Consider the following 19,669-nt stretch of genomic DNA (forward strand, 5'->3'; position numbering starts at 1 on the left):
GCCGCCCGCGCCCGGCGGGCGGCCGGTGCCGCGATCAGTTGCCGTGGTTGTAGATCTGGTACAGCTCGTCGAAGTCGTGCGCGTCCGGCAGCGAGCTGATCGGCGGTGCCTCTCCCTGCGTCATGCAACTCGAGTTGTCGAACCGGTGGGCCAGCCCGAGGACGTGCCCGAGCTCGTGCTGCGTGCTCTTGCGGGCCTGGGTCGAGGTGGTCACCGTGAAGTTGTTCAACTGCACGTAGACGCCTTCGTAGTTGTGCCCCGCGGAATCCCAGCCGTTCGGGAAGTACGTGACCCCGTAGATCCCGTCGTTGGCGTTGTATTCACTGACGTTCACGCAGTGCAGCCAGCTGCCCGGGCAGCTGGATTCGTAGTAGGAGTCGACGCCCTGCGCTTCGTTCCACTTGTACGTCGCGGTGGTCACCGGCCACTTCGCGCCGGTGTGGTCGACGAAGTAGATCTGCGAGTGGGCCAGGCCGTTGTGCGCCCAGTGGTGGCCGAGGTAGTGGTCCTGCGGCCGCACCTGCGGGACATCCAGCGCCGGCTTGCTCTTCGGCCACGCCCGCGCGCACAGCTGCGTCGACTTCGCCGCCGCCAACGGTCCCGAATCGGCGCGGTCGAGTTCCGCGACGCCGGACAGCTTGCCGTCCGCGGTGAAGCACGCCACCCGCGAATCGCCGTCCTCGGCCACCCAGTCGTAGGCCTGCGCCCGCATTTCCGCCTTGCTCAACGGCGGCGCCTGCTCCCGCTTGATCTTCGCCGGGTCCAGCACGGGCCGTTTCGCCGGGTTGACGTTCGCGGGCGCGGACGGTTTCCCCTGCCCCGGCGCCGCACCGGCGACTCCCGTGGTCAGGCCGGCGCCGAGCGTCACAGCCAGCACGGCCGCGAGACCGGCCCGCCGTGCGGTGGTTCTCCATGATCGAGACACGTTTCTCCCCTTGACGACGCGCTTGAATGCGAACGGCCGCGACACGGCGGAGCCGGGCAGCACAAGAGAAAGCGAACAAACCCCCCGAGTCCCCCCTTACGGGCGAATCCGCCCGCGACCGGGTTCCGAGTCTGCTCCCGATGCCCGGAGTCAACAATCGGCTGGACGAGTGAACGACTTTCACACCGAACGCCTTCCCCGGTGGAGGGAACACGAAGCCTTGCGGTGCTGAGTGTGACGAATGCCGATGCGTTGTACCGCAAGGTGTTGCCCCTCGGGTCGACCACGATGACGGGCAGTGCGGCGAGCGGCAGCCCGGCGCGATCCCGGCGAGTGCCTTCCCGGCCGGCGGCACCCCCGCCGCTGCTGTCGACGAGGATGACGTCATACGCGGCGAGGTTTGGCATTCCGGTGATTGACGTGTGCATGAGTCACCCCTTCACCAACGTGGCGAGATTGGGCGTCCTGAGTGGACGGTGGTGTCATCGGGCGGGGAAGCCCTCGGGCGCATCGGGCCACCCAGCCGCCCTTCTCGACATCCTTGAGCGACAGGTGTGCGCTCACTTGGCGGTACAGCAGCGAAAGCTGATTGCGCAGGTCGCGCGGCGAGTCCTTCACCACCACGGTCGTCGGCGTGGGCAGCGGCCGGCAACGACCTTCCACTGTATCGAATTCGTATGATATGGTCCTCGTATTATCTGGCCGCCAGATAGAAGGTGACCCGGAACGGGTTCGCCGCCCAGGGGAGAAGGGCTTGCCATGATCGTGCTCACGGGGGCCACAAAGAAGCCGACGACGCCGTCGCGACGAGCGGTCTCGAGTGGTGGCCAACGGGCTGCCGGAGCCGTTCGTCACCGCGATGATGGCTCGCTTCGCCGCGCACCGCACACAACCGCAGTTCCCAGCGACGCCGGAACTCGAGAAGATCCTGGGCCGCCCGCCGCGCACTTTCGCCGAATGGGCCACCGACCACGTCACCGGCTTCGAAGCGGGCGCGTGACACCAGAAACACGGACGTTCCCACGAAAACTCTTCACCACCGCCGAGCCGCACCAACCGGGAGGTCGATGTGCGCATGTCCGAGGACCGGGAAAAGGTCCGCTTCCTCAGCGGTGACGCCGAGTGCGTCGCCTGGCACTACCCAGGCACCAACGGCGCCTGCGTGATCATGACACCGGGCGGCGGGGTGACCAAGGAACCGGGCACCGACCCGTTCGCCACACGATTCCACGAGGCGGGGTTCACCGTCCTCGCCCTCGACTACCGGCACTTCGGGGAAAGCGGAGGCCGGCCGCGCCAGGTCATCCGCGTCAAGGAACAACTGGCCGACTGGCAAGCAGCCATCGACTTCGCCCCCACCCTGCCGAACGTCGACCCGGCGAAGCTGGCGATCTGGGGCTTCTCCCTCTCCGGCGGCCACGCCGTCCGCCTCGCGGCACGCAACCCCCGGCTCGCGGCGGCGATCGCCCAAACACCGCTGGCCGACGGCCGGGTGGCCGCGCTCAAGACGATGCGTCACCGCAAGCCCCTCCCGATGCTGCGCCTCCTCGGCCGAGGACTCCGCGACGCCGTCGGCAGCCTGCTCGGCAAGCAACCCCTGCTCGTGCCGCTCGCCGGAGAGCCGGACACGGTGGCGTTCGTGACCACCCCGGACGGCCGCGACGGCGACCGGGCACTCAACCCGGGCAACCGGTATCCCGAATGGCAACAGACGATCGCCGCCCGGACCCCGCTCTGGTTCGGCTTCTACCGACCAGGCCGCGCCGCCCCCCGCGTGCAGTGCCCGCTGCTGATCCTCGTCTGCGACCAGGACCAGACGGCGTTCGCCGGACCAGGCGTCCGCACGGCCCGGCGCGCACCCCGCGGCGAGCTCGTCCGGATGCCCGGCGGCCACTACGAACCCTTCCTGGACGGCCACGAGCAAGCCGCCGAAGCCGAACTGTCCTTCCTGCACCGCCACCTGGTTCCGACCCGATAGAGCACACCACACAAAGGAGAAGGCACATGATGTCGAAGATCCGGAAACTGGCGATCGGCGCGGCGGCCGCCGCCACCCTGATGGCCGCCGCGGCCCCGGCCGCCGGCGCGGCTCCCGCACAGCCGGCAACGGTGATCCACGGCTGCGATGCCGGCTACTTCTGTTTCTACTTCAACAGCAACTACGCCGGCGCCCGCGCCGACTACGTGGATTCCGACGGCAACCTCGACAACGAGACGTTCAACGAGGGCGGCACCAACGGCCGCGGCGTCCAGGTGAAGAACAACGCCGCGTCGGCCGTCAACAACTGGGCCTACTACGCGACGGTCTACTACAACAGCGGTTGCAACGGCAGCTTCGCGTCGCAGACGTTCGGCGCGTACGCCTCGGGCAACTTCAACGCGACGATGAAGAACGAAAACGCGAGCTTCAAGTGGCCGACGAGCTTCGGCGCCTATTCCGACTGCGCCAACCGCGATCAGTTCTAGCCGGCCGGATCGGGGTCGCGCCCACCGGCGCGACCCCGATCACCCATCGGAGGTTTCAGCCGTGGTCACATCCGGGCGTTTGCCCCGCCGCGCGGCCGGGTTCGTCGCCGCAGCCGTGACGATGGCCGCGCTCACCGGCTGCTCGACGGCACCCGCCGTCACGTCCGGCTTCGACGCGGCCGATCTCGACGCCGCGCTGGGAAAGGTGCCTGCCGACCTGTCGGCGGTGCACGGTCTCGACCTTCCGCTGGACCCGTCGCTGCTGACGCCGGTCGAAGAACTGGAGGTGGTCAAGGCGCGCAACACTTTGATGGAGCGCTGTCTCGCCGGCCACGGGCTCGCGTTCACCTTCCCCGCGGTCGATCCGGTGCGGGACGCGGCCAAGCCGCGGCGGTACGGACTCGTCGACGCGGGCGAGGCCGCGGCCTACGGCTACCGGGACCCGGCGATCTTCACCGCACGCGGCGCCGGCGCCACGGCTCCTCAGCCGCCGCCGGAGGTCGTTTCGGTGATCACCGGCACGCACGCCGGCGAGGTCGGCGGCCACGACGTGCCGGCCGGCGGTTGCGCGGGCGAGGCGGACCGGACACTCGCCACCGACGGCAAGCCCGGCCAGGAACCGGTGAGCTTCGCACTGAGCGGCCGCAGCCACGAGATCGCCCGGACCGCACCGCCGGTGACCGCGGCGGCCGAGGCGTGGTCGCGGTGCATGGCGGCCGCCGGTTTCCGCTACGCCCGGCCGGACGCCGCGATCAACGACCCCGCGTTCGCCGTGGGCCGCCCTTCTCCACACGAGATCGCCGTGGCCACCCAGGACGTGCGGTGCAAGGAGAGCGTCGAGTGGGTCAGGACCTGGGTCGGAGTCGAGCGGGCCGGGCAGGACGTGCTCGTCCGGCAGCACCCCACCGACCTGCGTCGCGAGCGGGAGCACAAACAGCAGCAGCTCGCGGTGGCCCGCGAGGTCAACGGCTGACGTCGAACCGGAACCGGACTTCGGTTCCCCTGAACGAAGGATGCCCATGACCGACGACCGTTTCATCCTGCTCGAACCGGACGCCGTCCGCCCGGGTCGCGTCCCGATGCCACCGGCCTTCGCGGTGAAAGCGATGACCGCGGACACCGAGGGGCGATTCTCCTTGCTGGAGACGACGGTGGCTCGTGCCATCCCCCGGCACACGCACGACGTGGCGGACGAGGCCATCTACGTCTTGGCCGGCGACCTCGGCGTCGAGTTCGACGATCGCGCGTTCACCGCGCCGAAGGGTACGTTCGTGTTGCTGCCGCACGGAGTGCCGCACGCACTGCGCCCCGCCTCCGACCCGCCGCCACGAGTGCTGCAGGTCTCCTCGCCGGGCGGCTGGGAGTGCTACCTGGAAGATCTTTTCGAGGCCGGTCCGTCGGTGCTCACCGATGGCGAGCTGGACCCGGCGAAGATCAATCCCATCGCTGCCAGGTACCACATCAGGTACGAGGAGCCCGTGCGGTGAGTTCACGGAGTTCGCGCGCCGGCCCGGTTTCGGCCGCGACCGGCGAGAACTCCGGCCACGGCGAGCACGCGGGCATGACCCGCATCGGGGGACGTGCTGCCGGGTGGGCGCGCGGGCACGCCCCGACGGGCGTCGACCGGCCACGCTCGTCGCCCAGGTCGAGGCCGCGGGCTACCGCGTGACGCTGCCGCAGCCGGAGGAACCCGAAGCTGAGAACGGAGCCTGACTCGACGCACCCGCTGCGGCAGCAGCGTGCTGATCAAGGGCCCGGCTGCGTGAGCCGGGCCTGACCCCGGTGCTCACCGGTGACAACACGGCCGTCGCCCGGGCGGGGGCCCCCGAGGTCGGGATCGGCCAGGTGATCGCGGAGGTGCTGCCCGCGGGCGCCGGCGACGAGCGATCTGGACTGTCGCGGAAAGCCGCAGCTCACGAGGAGTGTGATCTCGTGAGGATGCTTGTGGTGCCCCCGACGGGACTCGAACCCGCACTGAATCGATTTTAAGTCGACTGCCTCTGCCGGTTGGGCTACGGGGGCACCACACACTCTAGGTGATCGGGCCGGTCGCGCGTCCAGTGCGCCGTGCTATTCCGGGGCCGGCTCCGGCTCGTCGGCGTCGAGGAGGCCTGGGCCGTGCTCGCCTCTTCGCCAGTCCTCCGATCTGCGACGGCGTCGTTCCTGCTCCCTGACTATCCAATCGCGGCCCTCCGCCGAGACCGCCTCCAGCACGTGCAGTGCGCCCGCGATGCCCGAGGATTCCAGCGCGAGGCGCTGCAACATGGCCTCGTTCTCCACGCTCTCGTCCGTCAGGCCTTCGAATCCCTCGGCGACGACCGAAATCTGCTCGCCACTGACCAGCGTCAGCCGGAACGCGCGCTTGCGCACGGACTGCGTTTGCTGGAGGACCGCGTTGTCGCCGTTGAGGATCTGGTAGTGCCAGCCGTCCGCGTACCGGACGCCGACTTCGGCGACGCGGGCCGCGGAAAGGGCGTCGTACCTGAAGGATGTGCGGCGCTCGTCGTGGACGTCCGCCTTGAGGAAGTCCAGGTCCACCTCGATCTCCCGGACGCCGCTGTGCGTCAGGAGGAACACGAGGATCACGTAACGCGAATACCGCATCGGGCCGCCGAGGACGCGGGCGCGGTGGGCGTTGGCCGCTCCCTCCGTCAGGACCACGTGCGCCACCAAGTCGCGGTTGGTCAGCGCGCACCGGCGCAAGGCCTCGGTCTTGAGGTGGGACTTGTCCAGGTCGAGCCACCAGGCCATCTCGGCGTCGTCGGGCCGGTCCGCGAGCACCTGCGACCACTCCACGAACGCCTGCTCCTCCTCCTTCAGCAACCGGCTGCCGCGCTCGTTCTCCTCGGCCTGGAACTGGTGGGACACCATGATCCGGAGGCCGTGCTGCATCGCGAAGAAGCCGCCTGCGCCGAGGAAGAGCGCCGCTCCGATGAAGCTGCCCGCGCCGCCGAGCATGATCAGCGCTCCGACGACCGCGATGGCGATCCCGGTTCGGTGGACGAGGAGGCTGGTCGAGGACGGGCGGACCTCGTCGCGGTAGGCGAACAACGTGCCGTTGCGCCACTGCGCGGCCACCCGGCGGGCGTGCCACCGGATCAGCCAGTTCACCGCCCCGGCGTCGACCTGCGCGTTGCCGAACAGGGTCACGAACCGCCACTTGTAGTACTCGCAGATGCCCCGGGTGTCGTTCACCCAGCTGCCCGGCGTGTGCGGCCGCGCGTCCCAGAAGCGCGCCTCCACCAGTTTGTGGATCTGCTCGACGAACCGGGACGACACCCAGTGGCCGGGCGAGCCGGCGGCCTGGAACTGCAGCGGGACGCCGTGTTCGCGGTCGCGGGCGACCAGCCGCATCGTCCCCAGCTGCTGCTCGCGCCCCGCCCAGATCGCGCCGGCGAACCCCGCCGCCATGACGAGCAGGCCGGCGATGCCGGCGGCGGGCCGTCCGTCGCCGAACCCGCTGAGGAACGCGATCAAGCCGAGGAGCACGCCCGCGCCCCCGAGCCCCGCCTTCACCCACTCCGCCGAGGGGATGGCCGCGCGGGCAGGCACGAAGTAGCGCGGCACCGCGGGATCCGGCTCGAAGAACTTCCACGCCCGGTCCACCCGGTCGTGCGCGAGCCGCTCGGTCCGGACGCGCTGGGCGTCGACGACGTCCACGCTGTCCTGGAGCGCGCCGCCGAGGACGAGCGCGAGGTGCCGCGTGATCTCGTTCTGCCGGTCCCGGGGCAGTTCCTGCAGGTTCGCCATGGCTTTCGCCAGGTCGGCGGCGTCCAGGGCGCTGCCCATCTCCTGCCGCCACACGAAGGACATGAGCTCCCACACCACGCTGAGCGCGCCACGCCACTCGTCGTGGGCGAAGCGCCGGGCCGTGAGGTCCGCCATCCGGAACCGCGCGTACACGTCGTCGCTGATCTCGTTGAGCGACCGGTCACTGAGGACGGACAAGGCGTAGTGGTAAGCGAGCCGGGTGGACGCGTGCCCTTGCTGCAGCAGCTCCTGGAAGAGCGTCTCGGCCATCCGCGGGGTACCACCGCGCAGGTGGTTCAGCGCGACCTCGAACCGCCGCTCCGGCGGATCCGAGGGGTTGATGTGGTAGGTCGTCTCGTGGCGGTGGAACGTGCCGCCGTAGATCGCGCCGATCTGCTGCTCGACGTGGGATTCGCCGGACGCCTGGTTCTGGAACCCGTGCGGGACGTTCATGCGTGCCTCCGCGGGGATCGCTGCGTCACGTGGAAGTCCCCGTAGACGGCGCCCACCTGCTGCCCGACGTGCGCGTTGTCCCTGGCCACGTTGGTGTAGGTCGCCGCCGGTAACTCGGTGCGCTCGTCCTGGCGGGCCCCCGTCGCGCCCCCGATCCCGGCGGCGAGCGCACGGACGAAGTCCGCCGCGTTGCCGGCGGCGATCGCCTGCCAGTCCGCCTCGTCCGCGACGTCCTTGGCGCCGTCCGCGCGGTCGCTGATCCCGCGGACGGTCAGCGCCGGGACGTTGTCGTTGAGCTGGCCGGTCAACGCGAAGCCGGCGCTTTCCATTTCGACCGCCACCGCGTCGTTGTAGTTGTCCCACAGGTACCGCGCGACCGCGGACGTCCGCCCGTCGACCACCACCTCGCCCGCCGCGATCGGCTCGAAGTGGACTTCCGGCACGCTCTCCGCGCCGCTCCAGTTCCCTTCCCTGGCCAGCGCCCGCGCGAGTTCCAGCAACCGGTGCGACGGTTCCCAGGCCTCCGGCCGGTTCCGGAAGCCCGCGTCGTCGCTGTAGCCACCGTGGTAGGCGTAAACCTTCCGGGCGACGACGACGTCGCCGAGCCGGAGCCAGTCACGCAGCCCGCCGGCGACGCCGGTGAACACGACCGCGGACGGCGAGAACTCCGCGACCGCGCGTTCCGCGATCGCCGCGGCCCGGGCGTTGCCCGCGCCCACCATGCCGAGCGCGGCCGGACGGCCGGCCAGCTCGCCGACGTCGAACACCGTGCCCGCCTGGTGCACGTGCCGCCGCACGCCGGTCATCCGGGCGCGCACCGCGGCGCGCTCCACTTCCATCGCGGTCAGGACCACCAGCACGGGACGACCGCCCCTTCTTTTCGTTCTGCCATGACGATCTCCCTCTGTTCGCCGGAACGGCGCCCTCTCGATCGACGGCTCCTGCGAAGGCGACGCGGGCCGCGGACGACCGGCGGCGCGAGCAGGGTGCCAAGTGCATCATGCAAGGTAGCCCCATCGGGCTATTCTCGTCAATAAGACGAATATTGGCCGACTGCGTACACTGTGCACTATGGACACTCATCCGACGACGACCGGCCGTGCCGCCGACCATGCCTGAGCCCGCCGAGTGGACGATCCCCGAGGTCGCGGTCGCCGTGGACCTGGCCATCCTCACCGTGCACGACAGTGCGCTGCAGATCATGCTGGTGAAGCGTGGAATTCCGCCGTACGAGGGCATGCTGGCCCTTCCCGGCGGGTTCCTCGCTTCGACGTCGGAAGACCTCGACCACGCCGCGGCCCGCGAACTACAGGAAGAGACGGGTCTCGACGCGCGGGCGTTACACCTGGAACAGCTGCGCACGTACGGGACACCGGGCCGCGATCCGCGCCGGCGCGTGATCGCGATCTGCTACGTCGCCTTCTCGCCCCAGCTCCCGGTTCCGGTGGCCGGCGGCGACGCCCGCGAAGCGGTCCTCATGCCCGTGGAGAAGGTGCTGAGACCGCGCACCCGGATCGCGTTCGACCACAAGAAGATCATCGCCGACGCGGTCGAGCGCGCCCGCAGCAAGCTCGAGTACACCACGCTCGCGGCGGCCTTCTGCGCACCGGAGTTCACGATGACCGACCTGCGCGAGGTCTACGAGATCGTCTGGGGCGAGCAGCTCGACCCGCGGAACTTCCACCGCAAGATCATCGGTGTCGACGGATTCCTGATCCCGACCGGGGAACGAGTCTCGCGACAGCCCGGCCGACCGGCCGCACTCTACCGCCGCGGCCCCGCCACCGTGCTCCACCCGGCCATGCTGCGGTCGCGCCCGTAATCGTCACCTTGACGCTAACGGCCCGAGCGGGCTACCGTCGGTCCCGACCTTAATCGTCACTCTGACGGGAAGTGCCGGCATGGAGATCCACTGCAAGGCGAGGTTCGCGGTCCGGACGGTGGCGCTGGCCTTCGCCGCGGGCGCGGTGCTGGGCGCGGTCGTCACCGGGTACGCCGCGTCGCCCGGGCAGAGCGAGCCTCCGGCACACAGCGCCGTCGCCCCCTCGGCCCCCGGACCGCACGGCTGAGACGCCGAGAGCCCCCGGCCAGGAGACCGGGGGCTCTCGAGAAAAACGGGCGCTCAGGACTTCGAGACGCGCGCGAACTCGTCCTTCGGGTTGTTGATCTGCCCGAGCGAGATCACCTCACGGCGGAACAGCCCGCCGAGGATCCAGTCGAAGAGGATGCGGATCTTGCGGTTCCACGTCGGCATCGCCTTGAGGTGGTACGCGCGGTGGAAGAGCCACGCCGGGAAGCCCTTGATCTTCAGGTTCAGCGCGTCCGCGACGCCCTTGTGCAGGCCGAGACTGGCGACCGCGCCGAGGTTCTTGTGGTAGTAGTCCTTCGGCTTGCCGCCGCGGATCACCTTGATGATGTTCTTCGCCAGCAGCGTCGCCTGGCGGACCGCGTGCTGCGCGTTCGGCGGGCAGGTCGCCGTCGGGTCCTCTTCGGTGCGCGAGAGGTCCGGGATCGCCGCGTTGTCGCCGGCGGTCCAGACGTCGGGGTGGCCGACGACCTGCATCGCGGCGGTCGCCTCGAGGCGGCCGCGCTTGTCGACCGGCAGGTCCGACTGGCCGACCACCGGGTTGGCCTTCACCCCGGCCGTCCAGATCAGCGTGTCGGTGTCGAACTCCGTGCCGTCCGAGAGCACGACGTGGCCGTTTTCGAACGACTTCGCCGCCGTCGACAGGTAGACCTCGATGCCGCGCTTCTCCAGCTGCTCGACCGTGTACACGCCCAGGGTCTCGCGGACCTCGGGCAGGATGCGGCCGGCCGCCTCGACGAGCACCCAGCGGATGTCGGAGGTCTTGATGTTCGGGTAGTAGTTCTCCACCGCGAACCGGGTCATGTCCTCGAGCTCGGCCAGCGCCTCGATGCCGGCGAACCCGCCGCCGACCACCGTGAACGTCAGCAGGCGCTTGCGCAGCTCGGGGTCGAGCGTGCTGGCCGCCTCGTCGAGCTTGGTCATGATGTGGTTGCGCAGGTAGATCGCCTCGCCGATGGTCTTGAAGGCGATCCCCTGCTCGACCAGGCCCGGGATCGGGAGGATGCGGGCGACAGCGCCGAGCGCGACGACCAGGATGTCGTAGCCGAGCTGCTCGATGTGGCCGTCGGCCGCCTCGACCGTGACGGACTTCTTGTCGTTCTCGATCTTGGTGACGCGCGCGGTCAGCACGTGGCAGCGCTTGAGCACCCGCCGCAGCGGCACGACCACGTGCCGGGGCTCGATCGCGCCGGCCGCGGCCTCCGGGAGGAACGGCGCGTAGGTCATGTGGGGCTGCGGGTCAACGACGGTCACGGAGGCCTCGTTGGCCCGGAGCATCTTCTGGAGGCCGTACGCCGTGTAGAGCCCGACGTACCCACCACCGAGGACGAGGATCCGAGTCGGTTCCGACTTCGACTTCGCAGCAGCCATGTCCTCATGGTGACACCTTCGCCGCGACCTCGCTCGGGGGCCCCATCCGGCTGTGACCAGCGTCGCTGCGGTTTCCGTAACGATTCAGTTGTGCCCTGTCACCGAGGTCGCGGCCCGGAAGACGTCCGCCACCATGGCGTGGGTCACCCGGTGTGTCTGGACATTGCGCGGCGAGACGTGATAACAGCCGAAAAGCCGCAGGTCGCCCAGTTCCACGACGGCCCCGTGCGCGAACGCGGGACGCGGCTGCGGCACCGGCCAGCCGGCCGCCTCCAGCACGGGCAGTAACGCCTGCCAGCCGAACGCCCCCAGCACGACGATCGCCCGCAGTGTCGGACGTAACAGTGCGAGTTCCCCGGCCAGCCATGGGCGGCAGGTGTCCCGCTCGGCCGGCGTCGGCTTGTTCTCCGGCGGCGCGCACCGCACGGGCGAGACCAGCCGGGTGCCGTAGAGCTGGAGGCCGTCACCGAGCCGCTCGGACGTCGGCTGCGAGGCGAGCCCGACCTCGTGCAGGACCCGGAACAGGAAATCACCCGATGGATCGCCGGTGAACATCCGGCCGGTGCGGTTCGCGCCGTGCGCCGAGGGCGCCAGTCCGACGACGGCGAGCGACGCGTCCGGCGGCCCGAACCCGGGCACCGGGCGCGCCCAGTACTCCTCGCCGCGGAAGGCCGCCTTGGTGCCCGCGACGCCCTCGCGCCAGGCCACCAGCCGCGGGCACGCGCGGCAGCCGGCCACCGCGGTGTCCAGCTCGGACAGCGACCTCATCGCAGCGCCGCCCGGGACAGCCGGTCGGCGTGCCGCGTTGTCTCGGGCAGCCGGTAGCGCGGGGCCAGGGCGCAGGTGTGCCTGCTCGGGCGCCCATTCGGGAGGTACCCCGGCTCGCGTCCCTCCGGCTCGACCGACCGCATCCGCGAGCGGTGGGCGCCAGGCTCGTCGCACGATTCGCCGGCCGGGGGCGTGATGAAGCCGGACGCGGGCCGTTCGAGGCAGCCGGCTCGCGTCCGCGCCTGCCCCGCGGTCTCCGACATGGTGTGCACCAGGTCACCCTGCCACAGCCACCCGTTCCCGCCGACTAAGTTGGGTCCATGGCGGACAGCACCCCCGAAGAGGCCCCCGAGCCGAAGGCCGCGGAGACCACCGAAATCCCGGCCGAGCCGACCGACGACATCGTCACGACTCAGCACACCTTGACCGTGAAGCGGAAGAAGCTCGCGTACACGGCGAAGGCGGGACGAATCGTCCTCCGCAAGGAGGTCGTCAAGGACGGCAAGTCCGAGGGCGTCAAGGCGAAGGCGGAGGTGTTCATCACCTCCTACACCCTCGACGACGCCGACCCGGGGTCGCGGCCGGTGACGTTCGCCTTCAACGGCGGCCCCGGCTCGTCGAGCATCTGGCTGCACATGGGCCTGCTGGGCCCGCGCCGGGTGCTCTCGGGCGACGTCGACGACCTGGTGCCGCCGCCGTACGGGCTCGCTGACAACCCCGAGACGCTGCTGGTGCACAGCGATCTGGTGTTCATCGACCCGGTGTCGACCGGCTACTCGCGCGCGTCCGAAGGCGGCGAGACGAAGGACTTCCACGGCTTCAAGGGCGACATCGAGTCGGTCGGCGAGATCATCCGGCTGTGGGTGTCGCGCCACCAGCGCTGGCTGTCGCCGAAGTTCCTGGCCGGCGAGTCGTACGGCACGCTGCGCGCCGCCGGGCTGGCCGCGCACCTGCAGGACCGGCACGGGCTGTACCTGAACGGCCTGCTGCTCATCTCGTCGGTGCTCGACCTGGGCACGCTGCGGTTCACCGAGGGCAACGACCTCCCGTACTCGCTGTACGTGCCGACGTACGCGGCGATCGCGCACTACCACGGCCTGCACGGCGAGCGCCCGCTCGACGACGTCCTCGCCGACGCCGAGGACTTCGCGGCGAAGGACCTGCCGTGGGCGCTGTCCCGCGGCGCCCGTCTGTCCACTCAGGACCGGACGGAGGCGGTGGCCACGCTGGCGTCGCTGACCGGGCTGGCGGAGTCCTATGTGGACCGGGTGAACCTGCGGATCGAGCACGTCCGGTTCTTCACCGAGCTGCTGCGCGACCGCGGGCTGACGGTCGGCCGGATGGACGGCCGGTTCACGACGTGGGAGCCGGACGGCGGCCGCGAGCACATGAGCGACGACCCGTCGATCTCCCGCGTGGTCGGCGCGTACGCGGCGTCGTTCAACCACTACGTGCGGGCCGAGCTCGGGTACGAGAACGACCTGCCCTACGAGCTCATCAGCGAGGACACGTTCAAGGCGTGGTCGTACGCGGACTTCGAGGGCCGTTCGGTGTCGGTGGTGGACTCGCTGAGCGCGGCGATGCGCGCGAACCCGCACCTGAAGGTGCACGTGGCGTTCGGCCACTACGACGGCGCAACGGCGTACTACGCGGCCGAGCACGTCCTGGCCCACCTCCAGATCCCGGAGGAACTGCACGAGAACATCGACACGGCGTACTACCCGGCGGGCCACATGATGTACGTCCACGAGCCGACCCGGGTGCAGCAGTCGAAGGACCTGGCGAAGTTCGTCAAGAAGGCGTCGAACCGCTGAGCTAGCGGACTTCGTCACCGCCGACGGCTTCCTCCAGCGACCGGCGCCTCCGTCGCTTCGATGACCACGACCAGGATCGCACGGTTCGAAAGCCCGGAACGCCCCCGTACACGGAAAACGGCCCACCCCGGCGGGGTGGGCCGTTTCCAGGCGAAAGATTACTTCAGGTACTGCGACCCGCGCGTCACCGCCGCGTAGGCGTCGACCGCGCCGTGGCCGTAGAAGCCGTTGAACGACGGGTCACCCTCGCAGGTGGCCGTGAACGTCGCGTCGCGACCCTCCTTCAGGTAGTCCACCGTGCGCGGCACCGGGCAGGCGATCTTCGCCGCCGTGCCCTCGAGGACGCGCTGGACCTTGTCCGGGTCCATGCCGAACTCGCCGTGCGACTTCTTGCCGTACTGGGAAATGATCAGCGCCGCGACGCCGGTGGCGTGCGGGGTGGCCATCGACGTTCCCTGCAGCCACTGGTAGTAGCCCACGCGGCCGTCCGGGGCCGTGGCCTTCTTGATGCCCGCGGTCAGGCCGGCTTCGGTGATGTTGCCGTCCGCGTCGATGTTGCCGTCGGCGATCCCCACGTTCTTCGGGTACGTCGAAAGGATTTCGTTCTCCACCGTGCGGAACCACGGCGTGCCGAAGCCGTCGCGGAAGAAGCCGCCCGGGGCCGACACCGAGATCTGCTCGAGGCCGTAGTTCGAGTAGTCCGCCTTCTTCTGGGACGGCCCGAACGAGCTCACGCCGATCGTGTGGTTGCCCTCGACCGGCAGGCTGAGGCAGCTCGAGTTGTCCACCGTGCGCGGGTGCGTGCCGTTCGCCGGGTAGTCGGGGCTCGTGGTGTCCGGCTGCGGCGCGCCCAGGTCGGTGTGCTGGTTGCCCAGCGCGACCACCATCGTGACGCCCTTGCGGTGCGCGTAGTTCAGCGCGCGCTGCGTCGCCTCGATGATCGTGCGCTGCTCGGCCTGCTCGGCGGGCGAATCCGCCGGGTTCGCCGTGCAGTTGTACAGCCACGGGTCGGTGTAGAACGACATGTTGACCACGTCGATGCCGGCGTCGCCGGCGTAGGTCAGCGCGTCGACCGTCGGCTGCAGGAAGAAGAAGCCCGAGTCCTGGCCGGCGCGGATGTTCACCAGCGTCACGTTCGGTGCGACACCGGAGACGCCGAAGCCGTTGGCCGCGGCGGCGATGGTGCCGGCGACGTGCGTGCCGTGGCCGCCGTCGTCGTGGTTGACCGGGTCGACGCAGCCGCGGAACTCGCACGGCCCGTCGACTTCGGCGCCGTTGACGTCGGTGGGGATGTCGCGGGTGAAGTTCCGCGAGTCGGCCTCGTCGAAGTTCGGCGCGATGTCCGGGTGCGTGCCGTCGATGCCGGTGTCGATGACGCCGACCTTGACCTGCTTGCTGCCCGGCTGCTTGGTGCGCGAGAGGTCCGAGCGGACGGACTTGAGGCCCCAGAGCTGGTCGTCCAGCGGGTCCATGCCCACCGGCGCGGGCGCGGCCTGCTTCTTCGCGGAGGCGCCGCGGCCTTCCTTCTCGACGGCGGCGTCACCCTTGGTCTTCTTGCCCAGCTTCGGCACCGAGCCGATGGACTGGGCCTTGGCCGCACCGAACACCGCGCCGTTCGTGGCCACGCGCTCGGTGAACCCGGTGGCCGGCGCGCTGGCCCTGATCAGGCCGACCGCGGTGTTGGTCTCCAGTACCGTGCCGCCCGCGGCCTTGATCGCCTGCTGGGCACTGCCGATGCTCTGGACGTCCTTGGCGAGCACGGTGAATTCGGTCGCCGGGCCGGACAGCGCGGGCTGCGCCGACGCGACCGGGACCGCGACCGCGGAAACCGCGCCGAACAGCGGCACGGCCAGCACCGCGGCCAAAAGCCTGGGTCTCTTCACGTTTCTCCTCCTCGCGGAAAGCGGTTCCTGCACCGTATAGACCGGACATAGCGCGTACAACGGCAAAAAGTACGTTACGGAACAACCGACTTCTGCTCCGCGAAGTGACAAGCTGACAAGTGCCCGTCCGTCCTGGGCACCAGTTCCGGCACCTCCGACGCGCACCGGTCCTGCGCCTTCCAGCACCGCGTGCGGAACCGGCACCCGGACGGGGGATCCAGCGGACTCGGCACGTCACCGGTCAGCCGGATCACCTGGCGGCGCCCGCGCACGGCCGGGTCCGCCACCGGCACCGCGGACAGCAGCGCCTGGGTGTACGGGTGCGACGGCCGTTCGTAGATCTCCTCGTCGGTGCCGACCTCGACGATCTTGCCGAGGTACATCACCGCGACCCGGTTCGACAGGTGCCGCACCACCGAAAGGTCGTGCGCGATGAAGACGTAGGACAGGCCGAACTCGCCCTGCAGGTCACCGAGCAGGTTCATCACCTGCGCCTGGATCGAGACGTCCAATGCGGACACCGGCTCGTCGCAGATGATCACCTTCGGCCGCAGCGCGAGCGCCCGCGCGATGCCGATGCGCTGGCGCTGCCCGCCGGAGAACTGGTGCGGGTAGCGGTTGAGGTGCTCGGGGTTGAGCCCGACCACCTCCAGCAGCTCGCGCACCTTGGCCGCCCGGGAGCCCTTCGGGGCGACTTCGGAGTGGATCTCGAACGGCTCGCCGACGATGTCGCCGACCGTCATGCGCGGGTTGAGCGAGGTGTACGGGTCCTGCAGCACGATCTGGATCTCGCGCCGCAGCTTCCGCAGCTCGGCGCCGCGCATCGCGAAGATGTCGCGGCCCTCGAACTGCGCGGTGCCGCCGGTCGGTTCCTCCAGGCGCATCAGGACCTGGGCGAGCGTCGACTTGCCACAGCCGGACTCGCCGACGACGCCGAGCGTCTCGCCGGGCATCAGGTCGAACGAGACGCCGTCGACCGCCTTGACCTGGCCGATCGTGCGCTTGAACAGGATGCCGGTGCGGACCGGGAAGTACTTCTGGAGGCCGGTCACCGAAAGGATGGGCTCCGCCGACGTGCTGTTCACGGCGGAGGCGGACTCAGATGCGGCCACGGGAGCTCACCACCTCTTCGGCGAAGTGGCACGCGCTCGTCCGGCCGAAGCCGATCGCGTGCTGCGGCGGAACCTCCGACGAACAGCGGGCTTCGGCTCGCTTGCACCGCGGGTGGAACGGGCAGCCCGGCGGGATGTTCAGCAGGCTGGGCGGCAGGCCCTTGATGGTTTCCAGCGTCTGTCCTTTGAGGTCGAGCCGGGGCAGCGAATCCATCAGCGCGGCGGTGTACGGGTGGGCCGGCGCGCGGAACAGCTCGACGGCGTCGGCGTGCTCGACGATCCGGCCCGCGTACATCACCGCGATCCGGTCGGCGACTTCGGCGACCACGCCGAGGTCGTGGGTGATCAGGACGAGCCCCATCTTGCGTTCGGCCTGGATCTCCTCGAGCAGGTCCATGATCTGGGCCTGCACGGTGACGTCGAGGGCGGTGGTCGGCTCGTCGGCGATGAGCAGGTCCGGGTCCAGCGCCAGCGACATCGCGATCATCGCGCGCTGGCGCATGCCGCCGGAGAACTGGTGCGGGTAGTCCTTGATCCGGCGGTCCGCGGCGGGGATGCGGACGATGTCGAGCAGTTCGATCGCGCGCTTCCGGGCGTCCTTTTTGGACATACCGAGCCGGACGCGCAGCTGTTCCTCGATCTGGAAGCCCACGGTGAACACCGGGTTCAGCGCGGAGAGGGCGTCCTGGAAGATCATCGCGACCTCGCTGCCGCGCACTTCGCGACGGCGTTCCTCGGACGCGGTCAGCAGGTCCTCGCCGCGCCAGCGCACGGCACCGCCGGTGATCACCCCCGGTGGCATGTCGAGGATCCCCATCACCGTCTGGGCGGTGACGCTCTTCCCGGAGCCGGATTCGCCGAGCACGGCCAGGGTTTCCCCGGCGTGCACGGAGTAGCTGACGCCGTTGAGCACGTTCGCCACGCCGTCGGACGTCCGGAACTCGACGCGCAGATCCGCTACCTCGAGCAGGAGTTCGTTGTCGGACAAGGGGATCTACCTCGACTTCGGATCGAGCGCGTCGCGGATGCCGTCACCGAGCATCACGAAGGCCAGCACGGTCAGGGTGACGAAGGCGCCGGGGAACAGCAGCATGTGCGGGTCGTTCTGGAAGTAGTCCTTCGAGTCGGAGATCAGCACGCCCCACGAAACCACCGGTGCGCGCACGCCGATGCCGAGGAAAGCGAGCGTCGCTTCGGCGCCGATGAACGCGCCGAGCGCGATGGTGGCGTACACCAGCACCGGCGCGATCGTGTTCGGCAGCAGGTGCCGGAAGATGATCCGCGGGGTGCTCGCGCCGAGGCCGCGCGCGGCCTTGACGTAGTCGAGCTGCTTGGCCACCAGCGTCGCCGAGCGCATGATCCGCATGGCCACCGGCCAGCTCAGCACGGCGATCGAGCACACCACCTGGACGATGATCGTGACGCCGCCGGGGTTCGAGCCGGGTGCGTTGAACGTCGTCAGGATGACGATCGCGCCGAGGATGAACGGCAGGCCGGCGAAGATGTCGCCGAACCGGGAGAGCAGGCTGTCGACGAACCGCCCGTAGTAGCCGGCGAGGATGCCGACGAGCGAGCCGAAGAGCACGGTCAGCAGCGTGGAGAACACGCCGACCAGCACCGAGGCGCGCGTGCCGTAGATCGTGCGGGCGTAGACGTCGGCGCCCTGGTTGTCGTAGCCGAACCAGGCGTCCGCGGACGGCCCTTCGTTGGCGTGGGCCAGGTCGCTGAAACCCGCGTCGCGCGAGCTGAACAGGCCGGGGGCGATCGCGAGCAGCACGATGAACAGGATGATCACCGCCGAGGCGATGACCGCCGGCTTGCGCCGCAGCTGCTGCCAGGCGTCGCTCCACAGGCTGCGGGGTTTCTGCGGGCCGGTGGCGGAGTCGTCGACGCGGGACAGCTGCGCCGCGTCGGCCCCGCCACCACTCACCAGGTTCGGGTCAGTCATAGCGGATCCTCGGGTCGAGAACGGCGTAGAGCAGGTCGACGATCAGGCTCATCAGCAGGTACACCAGTACCAGCAGGACGACGACGCCGACGACGGTCGCGCTCTCCCGGTCCTGGATGCCGCGGAAGATCAGCCGGCCCAGCCCGTTGATGTTGAACACGCCCTCGGTGACGATCGCGCCGCCCATCAGGGCGCCGAGGTCGGTGCCGAGGAACGTGAGCACCGGGATCACCGAGTTGCGGAGCAGGTGGACGCCGACGACCCGGCTCTGGGGCAGCCCCTTCGCGATCGCCGTCCGCACGTAGTCGGCGCGGCGGTTTTCGGCGATGCTGCTTCTCGACAGCCGGGCGACGTAGGCCATCGACAGGCTGCCGAGCGCGATGCCGGGCACGATCAGCTCGCCGATGCTCGGATCCTCCGACACGCTGGCCTCGATCCAGCCGAGACCGTTGCCGCCCAGCGCGAGCTGCAGCACGATCGCCGTGACGAACACCGGCAGCGAGATCAGGAACGTCGTCGACACCAGCACCAGGTTGTCGAGGAAACCCTTGCCGCGCAGGCCGGTCAGCACGCCGGCGGTCAGGCCGATGACGGCTTCGATGGCCACGGCGATCACGGCCAGCCGCAGCGTGATCGGGTACGAGGTGGCGATCAGCTCGCCGACGGAGGTGCCGTTGAAGGTTTCGCCCCAGTCACCGGTGAAGAGGCTCCCGAGGTACTTGAAGTACTGGACGAAGATGTTGTCGTTCAGGTGGTACTTCTCGGTCATCTGGGCGACGTAGGCCGCCGGGCAGGCGGCCTGGCCGCACTTGCCCGAGAACGGGTCGCCGGGCAGCGCCCAGACCAGGACGTAGATCAGGAACGTGGTGCCGAAGAACACCGGGATCAGCTGGAGCAGCCGACGCAGGACATAGCGGATCATGACGAGTTCCTAGTGCGCGCCGGGGGGGGGGGGGGGGGGGGGGGGGGGGCCCCCCCCCCCCCCCGGGGGGGGGGGGGGGGGGGGCGCGGCCGCGCCAGAGAAAAAAGACCAAGGAAGGGCGGGGGCGGGGGGGGCGCCGCGCGGGGGCCCCCCCCCCCACGGGGGGTTGGA

The 19,669-nt window shown here is 69.9% G+C and carries 19 protein-coding genes and 1 tRNA gene; 8 read left to right on the forward strand and 12 right to left on the reverse strand.

The annotated features are described in order from the left end of the window. Positions 1–34 precede the first annotated feature (34 nt). Positions 35–925 (reverse strand): zinc metalloprotease, encoded by an 891-nt coding sequence (locus tag ISP_RS42225; RefSeq protein WP_230468605.1) that lies wholly within the window; start codon positions 923–925, stop codon positions 35–37. Positions 926–1,748: 823 nt separating this feature from the next. Between ISP_RS42225 and ISP_RS42230 the strand changes: the two genes are divergently transcribed. The 5 genes from ISP_RS42230 (at position 1,749) to ISP_RS42250 (ending at position 4,878) form a co-directional block, all read left to right on the forward strand. Then, positions 1,749–1,925, forward strand: coding sequence for a hypothetical protein (locus ISP_RS42230; RefSeq protein WP_230468606.1), 177 nt, complete (start codon positions 1,749–1,751; stop codon positions 1,923–1,925). A gap of 75 nt (positions 1,926–2,000) precedes the next feature. Beyond that, complete coding sequence (locus ISP_RS42235) at positions 2,001–2,903, forward strand: alpha/beta hydrolase (RefSeq protein ID WP_014467742.1); 903 nt, start codon at positions 2,001–2,003, stop codon at positions 2,901–2,903. 26 nt (positions 2,904–2,929) lie between these two features. Then, positions 2,930–3,391: a peptidase inhibitor family I36 protein gene (locus ISP_RS42240; protein ID WP_013229909.1), complete on the forward strand. Its 462-nt coding sequence runs from the start codon at positions 2,930–2,932 to the stop codon at positions 3,389–3,391. A gap of 61 nt (positions 3,392–3,452) precedes the next feature. Beyond that, entirely contained in the window at positions 3,453–4,364 is a 912-nt protein-coding gene (locus ISP_RS42245; RefSeq protein ID WP_013229910.1) for a hypothetical protein, read from the forward strand. 46 nt (positions 4,365–4,410) lie between these two features. After that, entirely contained in the window at positions 4,411–4,878 is a 468-nt protein-coding gene (locus ISP_RS42250; RefSeq protein ID WP_013229911.1) for a cupin domain-containing protein, read from the forward strand. A gap of 458 nt (positions 4,879–5,336) precedes the next feature. Here the strand turns inward: ISP_RS42250 and ISP_RS42255 are convergent. The 3 genes from ISP_RS42255 to ISP_RS42265 all read right to left on the reverse strand — a co-directional run bounded on the left by ISP_RS42255 (position 5,337) and on the right by ISP_RS42265 (position 8,454). Further along, positions 5,337–5,413: transfer RNA gene (locus tag ISP_RS42255), tRNA-Leu, on the reverse strand. 48 nt (positions 5,414–5,461) lie between these two features. Beyond that, a complete protein-coding gene (locus ISP_RS42260) occupies positions 5,462–7,594 on the reverse strand; it encodes a hypothetical protein (RefSeq protein ID WP_013229912.1) in 2,133 nt (710 codons plus the stop codon). After that, complete coding sequence (locus ISP_RS42265; RefSeq protein WP_013229913.1) at positions 7,591–8,454, reverse strand: 5'-methylthioadenosine/S-adenosylhomocysteine nucleosidase family protein; 864 nt, start codon at positions 8,452–8,454, stop codon at positions 7,591–7,593. The genes ISP_RS42260 and ISP_RS42265 overlap by 4 nt, the downstream gene beginning before the upstream one ends. 251 nt (positions 8,455–8,705) lie before the next feature. On the opposite strand from ISP_RS42265, the gene ISP_RS42270 reads away from it, so the two are divergent. Further along, positions 8,706–9,416, forward strand: a complete 711-nt coding sequence (locus ISP_RS42270; RefSeq protein ID WP_176742194.1) for an NUDIX hydrolase — start codon at positions 8,706–8,708, stop codon at positions 9,414–9,416. A 79-nt stretch (positions 9,417–9,495) separates the two neighbouring features. Next, on the forward strand, positions 9,496–9,663 hold the full coding sequence (locus ISP_RS42275) for a hypothetical protein (protein ID WP_014467743.1): 168 nt from the start codon (positions 9,496–9,498) through the stop codon (positions 9,661–9,663). Positions 9,664–9,716: 53 nt separating this feature from the next. Here ISP_RS42275 and ISP_RS42280 read toward each other — a convergent pair whose 3' ends face one another. The 3 genes from ISP_RS42280 to ISP_RS42290 form a co-directional block, all read right to left on the reverse strand. Continuing rightward, positions 9,717–11,051: an NAD(P)/FAD-dependent oxidoreductase gene (locus ISP_RS42280; RefSeq protein WP_013229915.1), complete on the reverse strand. Its 1,335-nt coding sequence runs from the start codon at positions 11,049–11,051 to the stop codon at positions 9,717–9,719. Between the two features lie 84 nt (positions 11,052–11,135). After that, on the reverse strand, positions 11,136–11,819 hold the full coding sequence (locus ISP_RS42285; RefSeq protein WP_013229916.1) for a uracil-DNA glycosylase: 684 nt from the start codon (positions 11,817–11,819) through the stop codon (positions 11,136–11,138). After that, positions 11,816–12,082: a hypothetical protein gene (locus ISP_RS42290; protein WP_230468988.1), complete on the reverse strand. Its 267-nt coding sequence runs from the start codon at positions 12,080–12,082 to the stop codon at positions 11,816–11,818. The genes ISP_RS42285 and ISP_RS42290 overlap by 4 nt, the downstream gene beginning before the upstream one ends. Positions 12,083–12,139: 57 nt before the next feature. Here ISP_RS42290 and ISP_RS42295 point away from each other — a divergent pair, with 57 nt between their 5' ends. Beyond that, complete coding sequence (locus ISP_RS42295) at positions 12,140–13,633, forward strand: S10 family peptidase (protein ID WP_013229918.1); 1,494 nt, start codon at positions 12,140–12,142, stop codon at positions 13,631–13,633. Between the two features lie 158 nt (positions 13,634–13,791). Here ISP_RS42295 and ISP_RS42300 read toward each other — a convergent pair whose 3' ends face one another. The 5 genes from ISP_RS42300 to ISP_RS42320 form a co-directional block, all read right to left on the reverse strand. Further along, on the reverse strand, positions 13,792–15,516 hold the full coding sequence (locus tag ISP_RS42300) for a S8 family serine peptidase (protein WP_013229919.1): 1,725 nt from the start codon (positions 15,514–15,516) through the stop codon (positions 13,792–13,794). A 74-nt stretch (positions 15,517–15,590) separates the two neighbouring features. Beyond that, a complete protein-coding gene (locus tag ISP_RS42305; RefSeq protein WP_013229920.1) occupies positions 15,591–16,628 on the reverse strand; it encodes an ABC transporter ATP-binding protein in 1,038 nt (345 codons plus the stop codon). Next, entirely contained in the window at positions 16,615–17,616 is a 1,002-nt protein-coding gene (locus ISP_RS42310; RefSeq protein WP_013229921.1) for an ABC transporter ATP-binding protein, read from the reverse strand. Before ISP_RS42310 ends, ISP_RS42305 begins: the two co-directional genes overlap by 14 nt. 6 nt (positions 17,617–17,622) lie before the next feature. Beyond that, a complete protein-coding gene (locus ISP_RS42315; protein WP_013229922.1) occupies positions 17,623–18,576 on the reverse strand; it encodes an ABC transporter permease in 954 nt (317 codons plus the stop codon). Next, positions 18,569–19,498, reverse strand: coding sequence for an ABC transporter permease (locus ISP_RS42320; RefSeq protein ID WP_013229923.1), 930 nt, complete (start codon positions 19,496–19,498; stop codon positions 18,569–18,571). Before ISP_RS42320 ends, ISP_RS42315 begins: the two co-directional genes overlap by 8 nt. Between the last annotated feature and the right edge of the window lie 171 nt (positions 19,499–19,669).

The sequence above is a fragment of the Amycolatopsis mediterranei genome (genome assembly GCF_026017845.1).
Lineage (GTDB): Bacteria > Actinomycetota > Actinomycetes > Mycobacteriales > Pseudonocardiaceae > Amycolatopsis > Amycolatopsis mediterranei.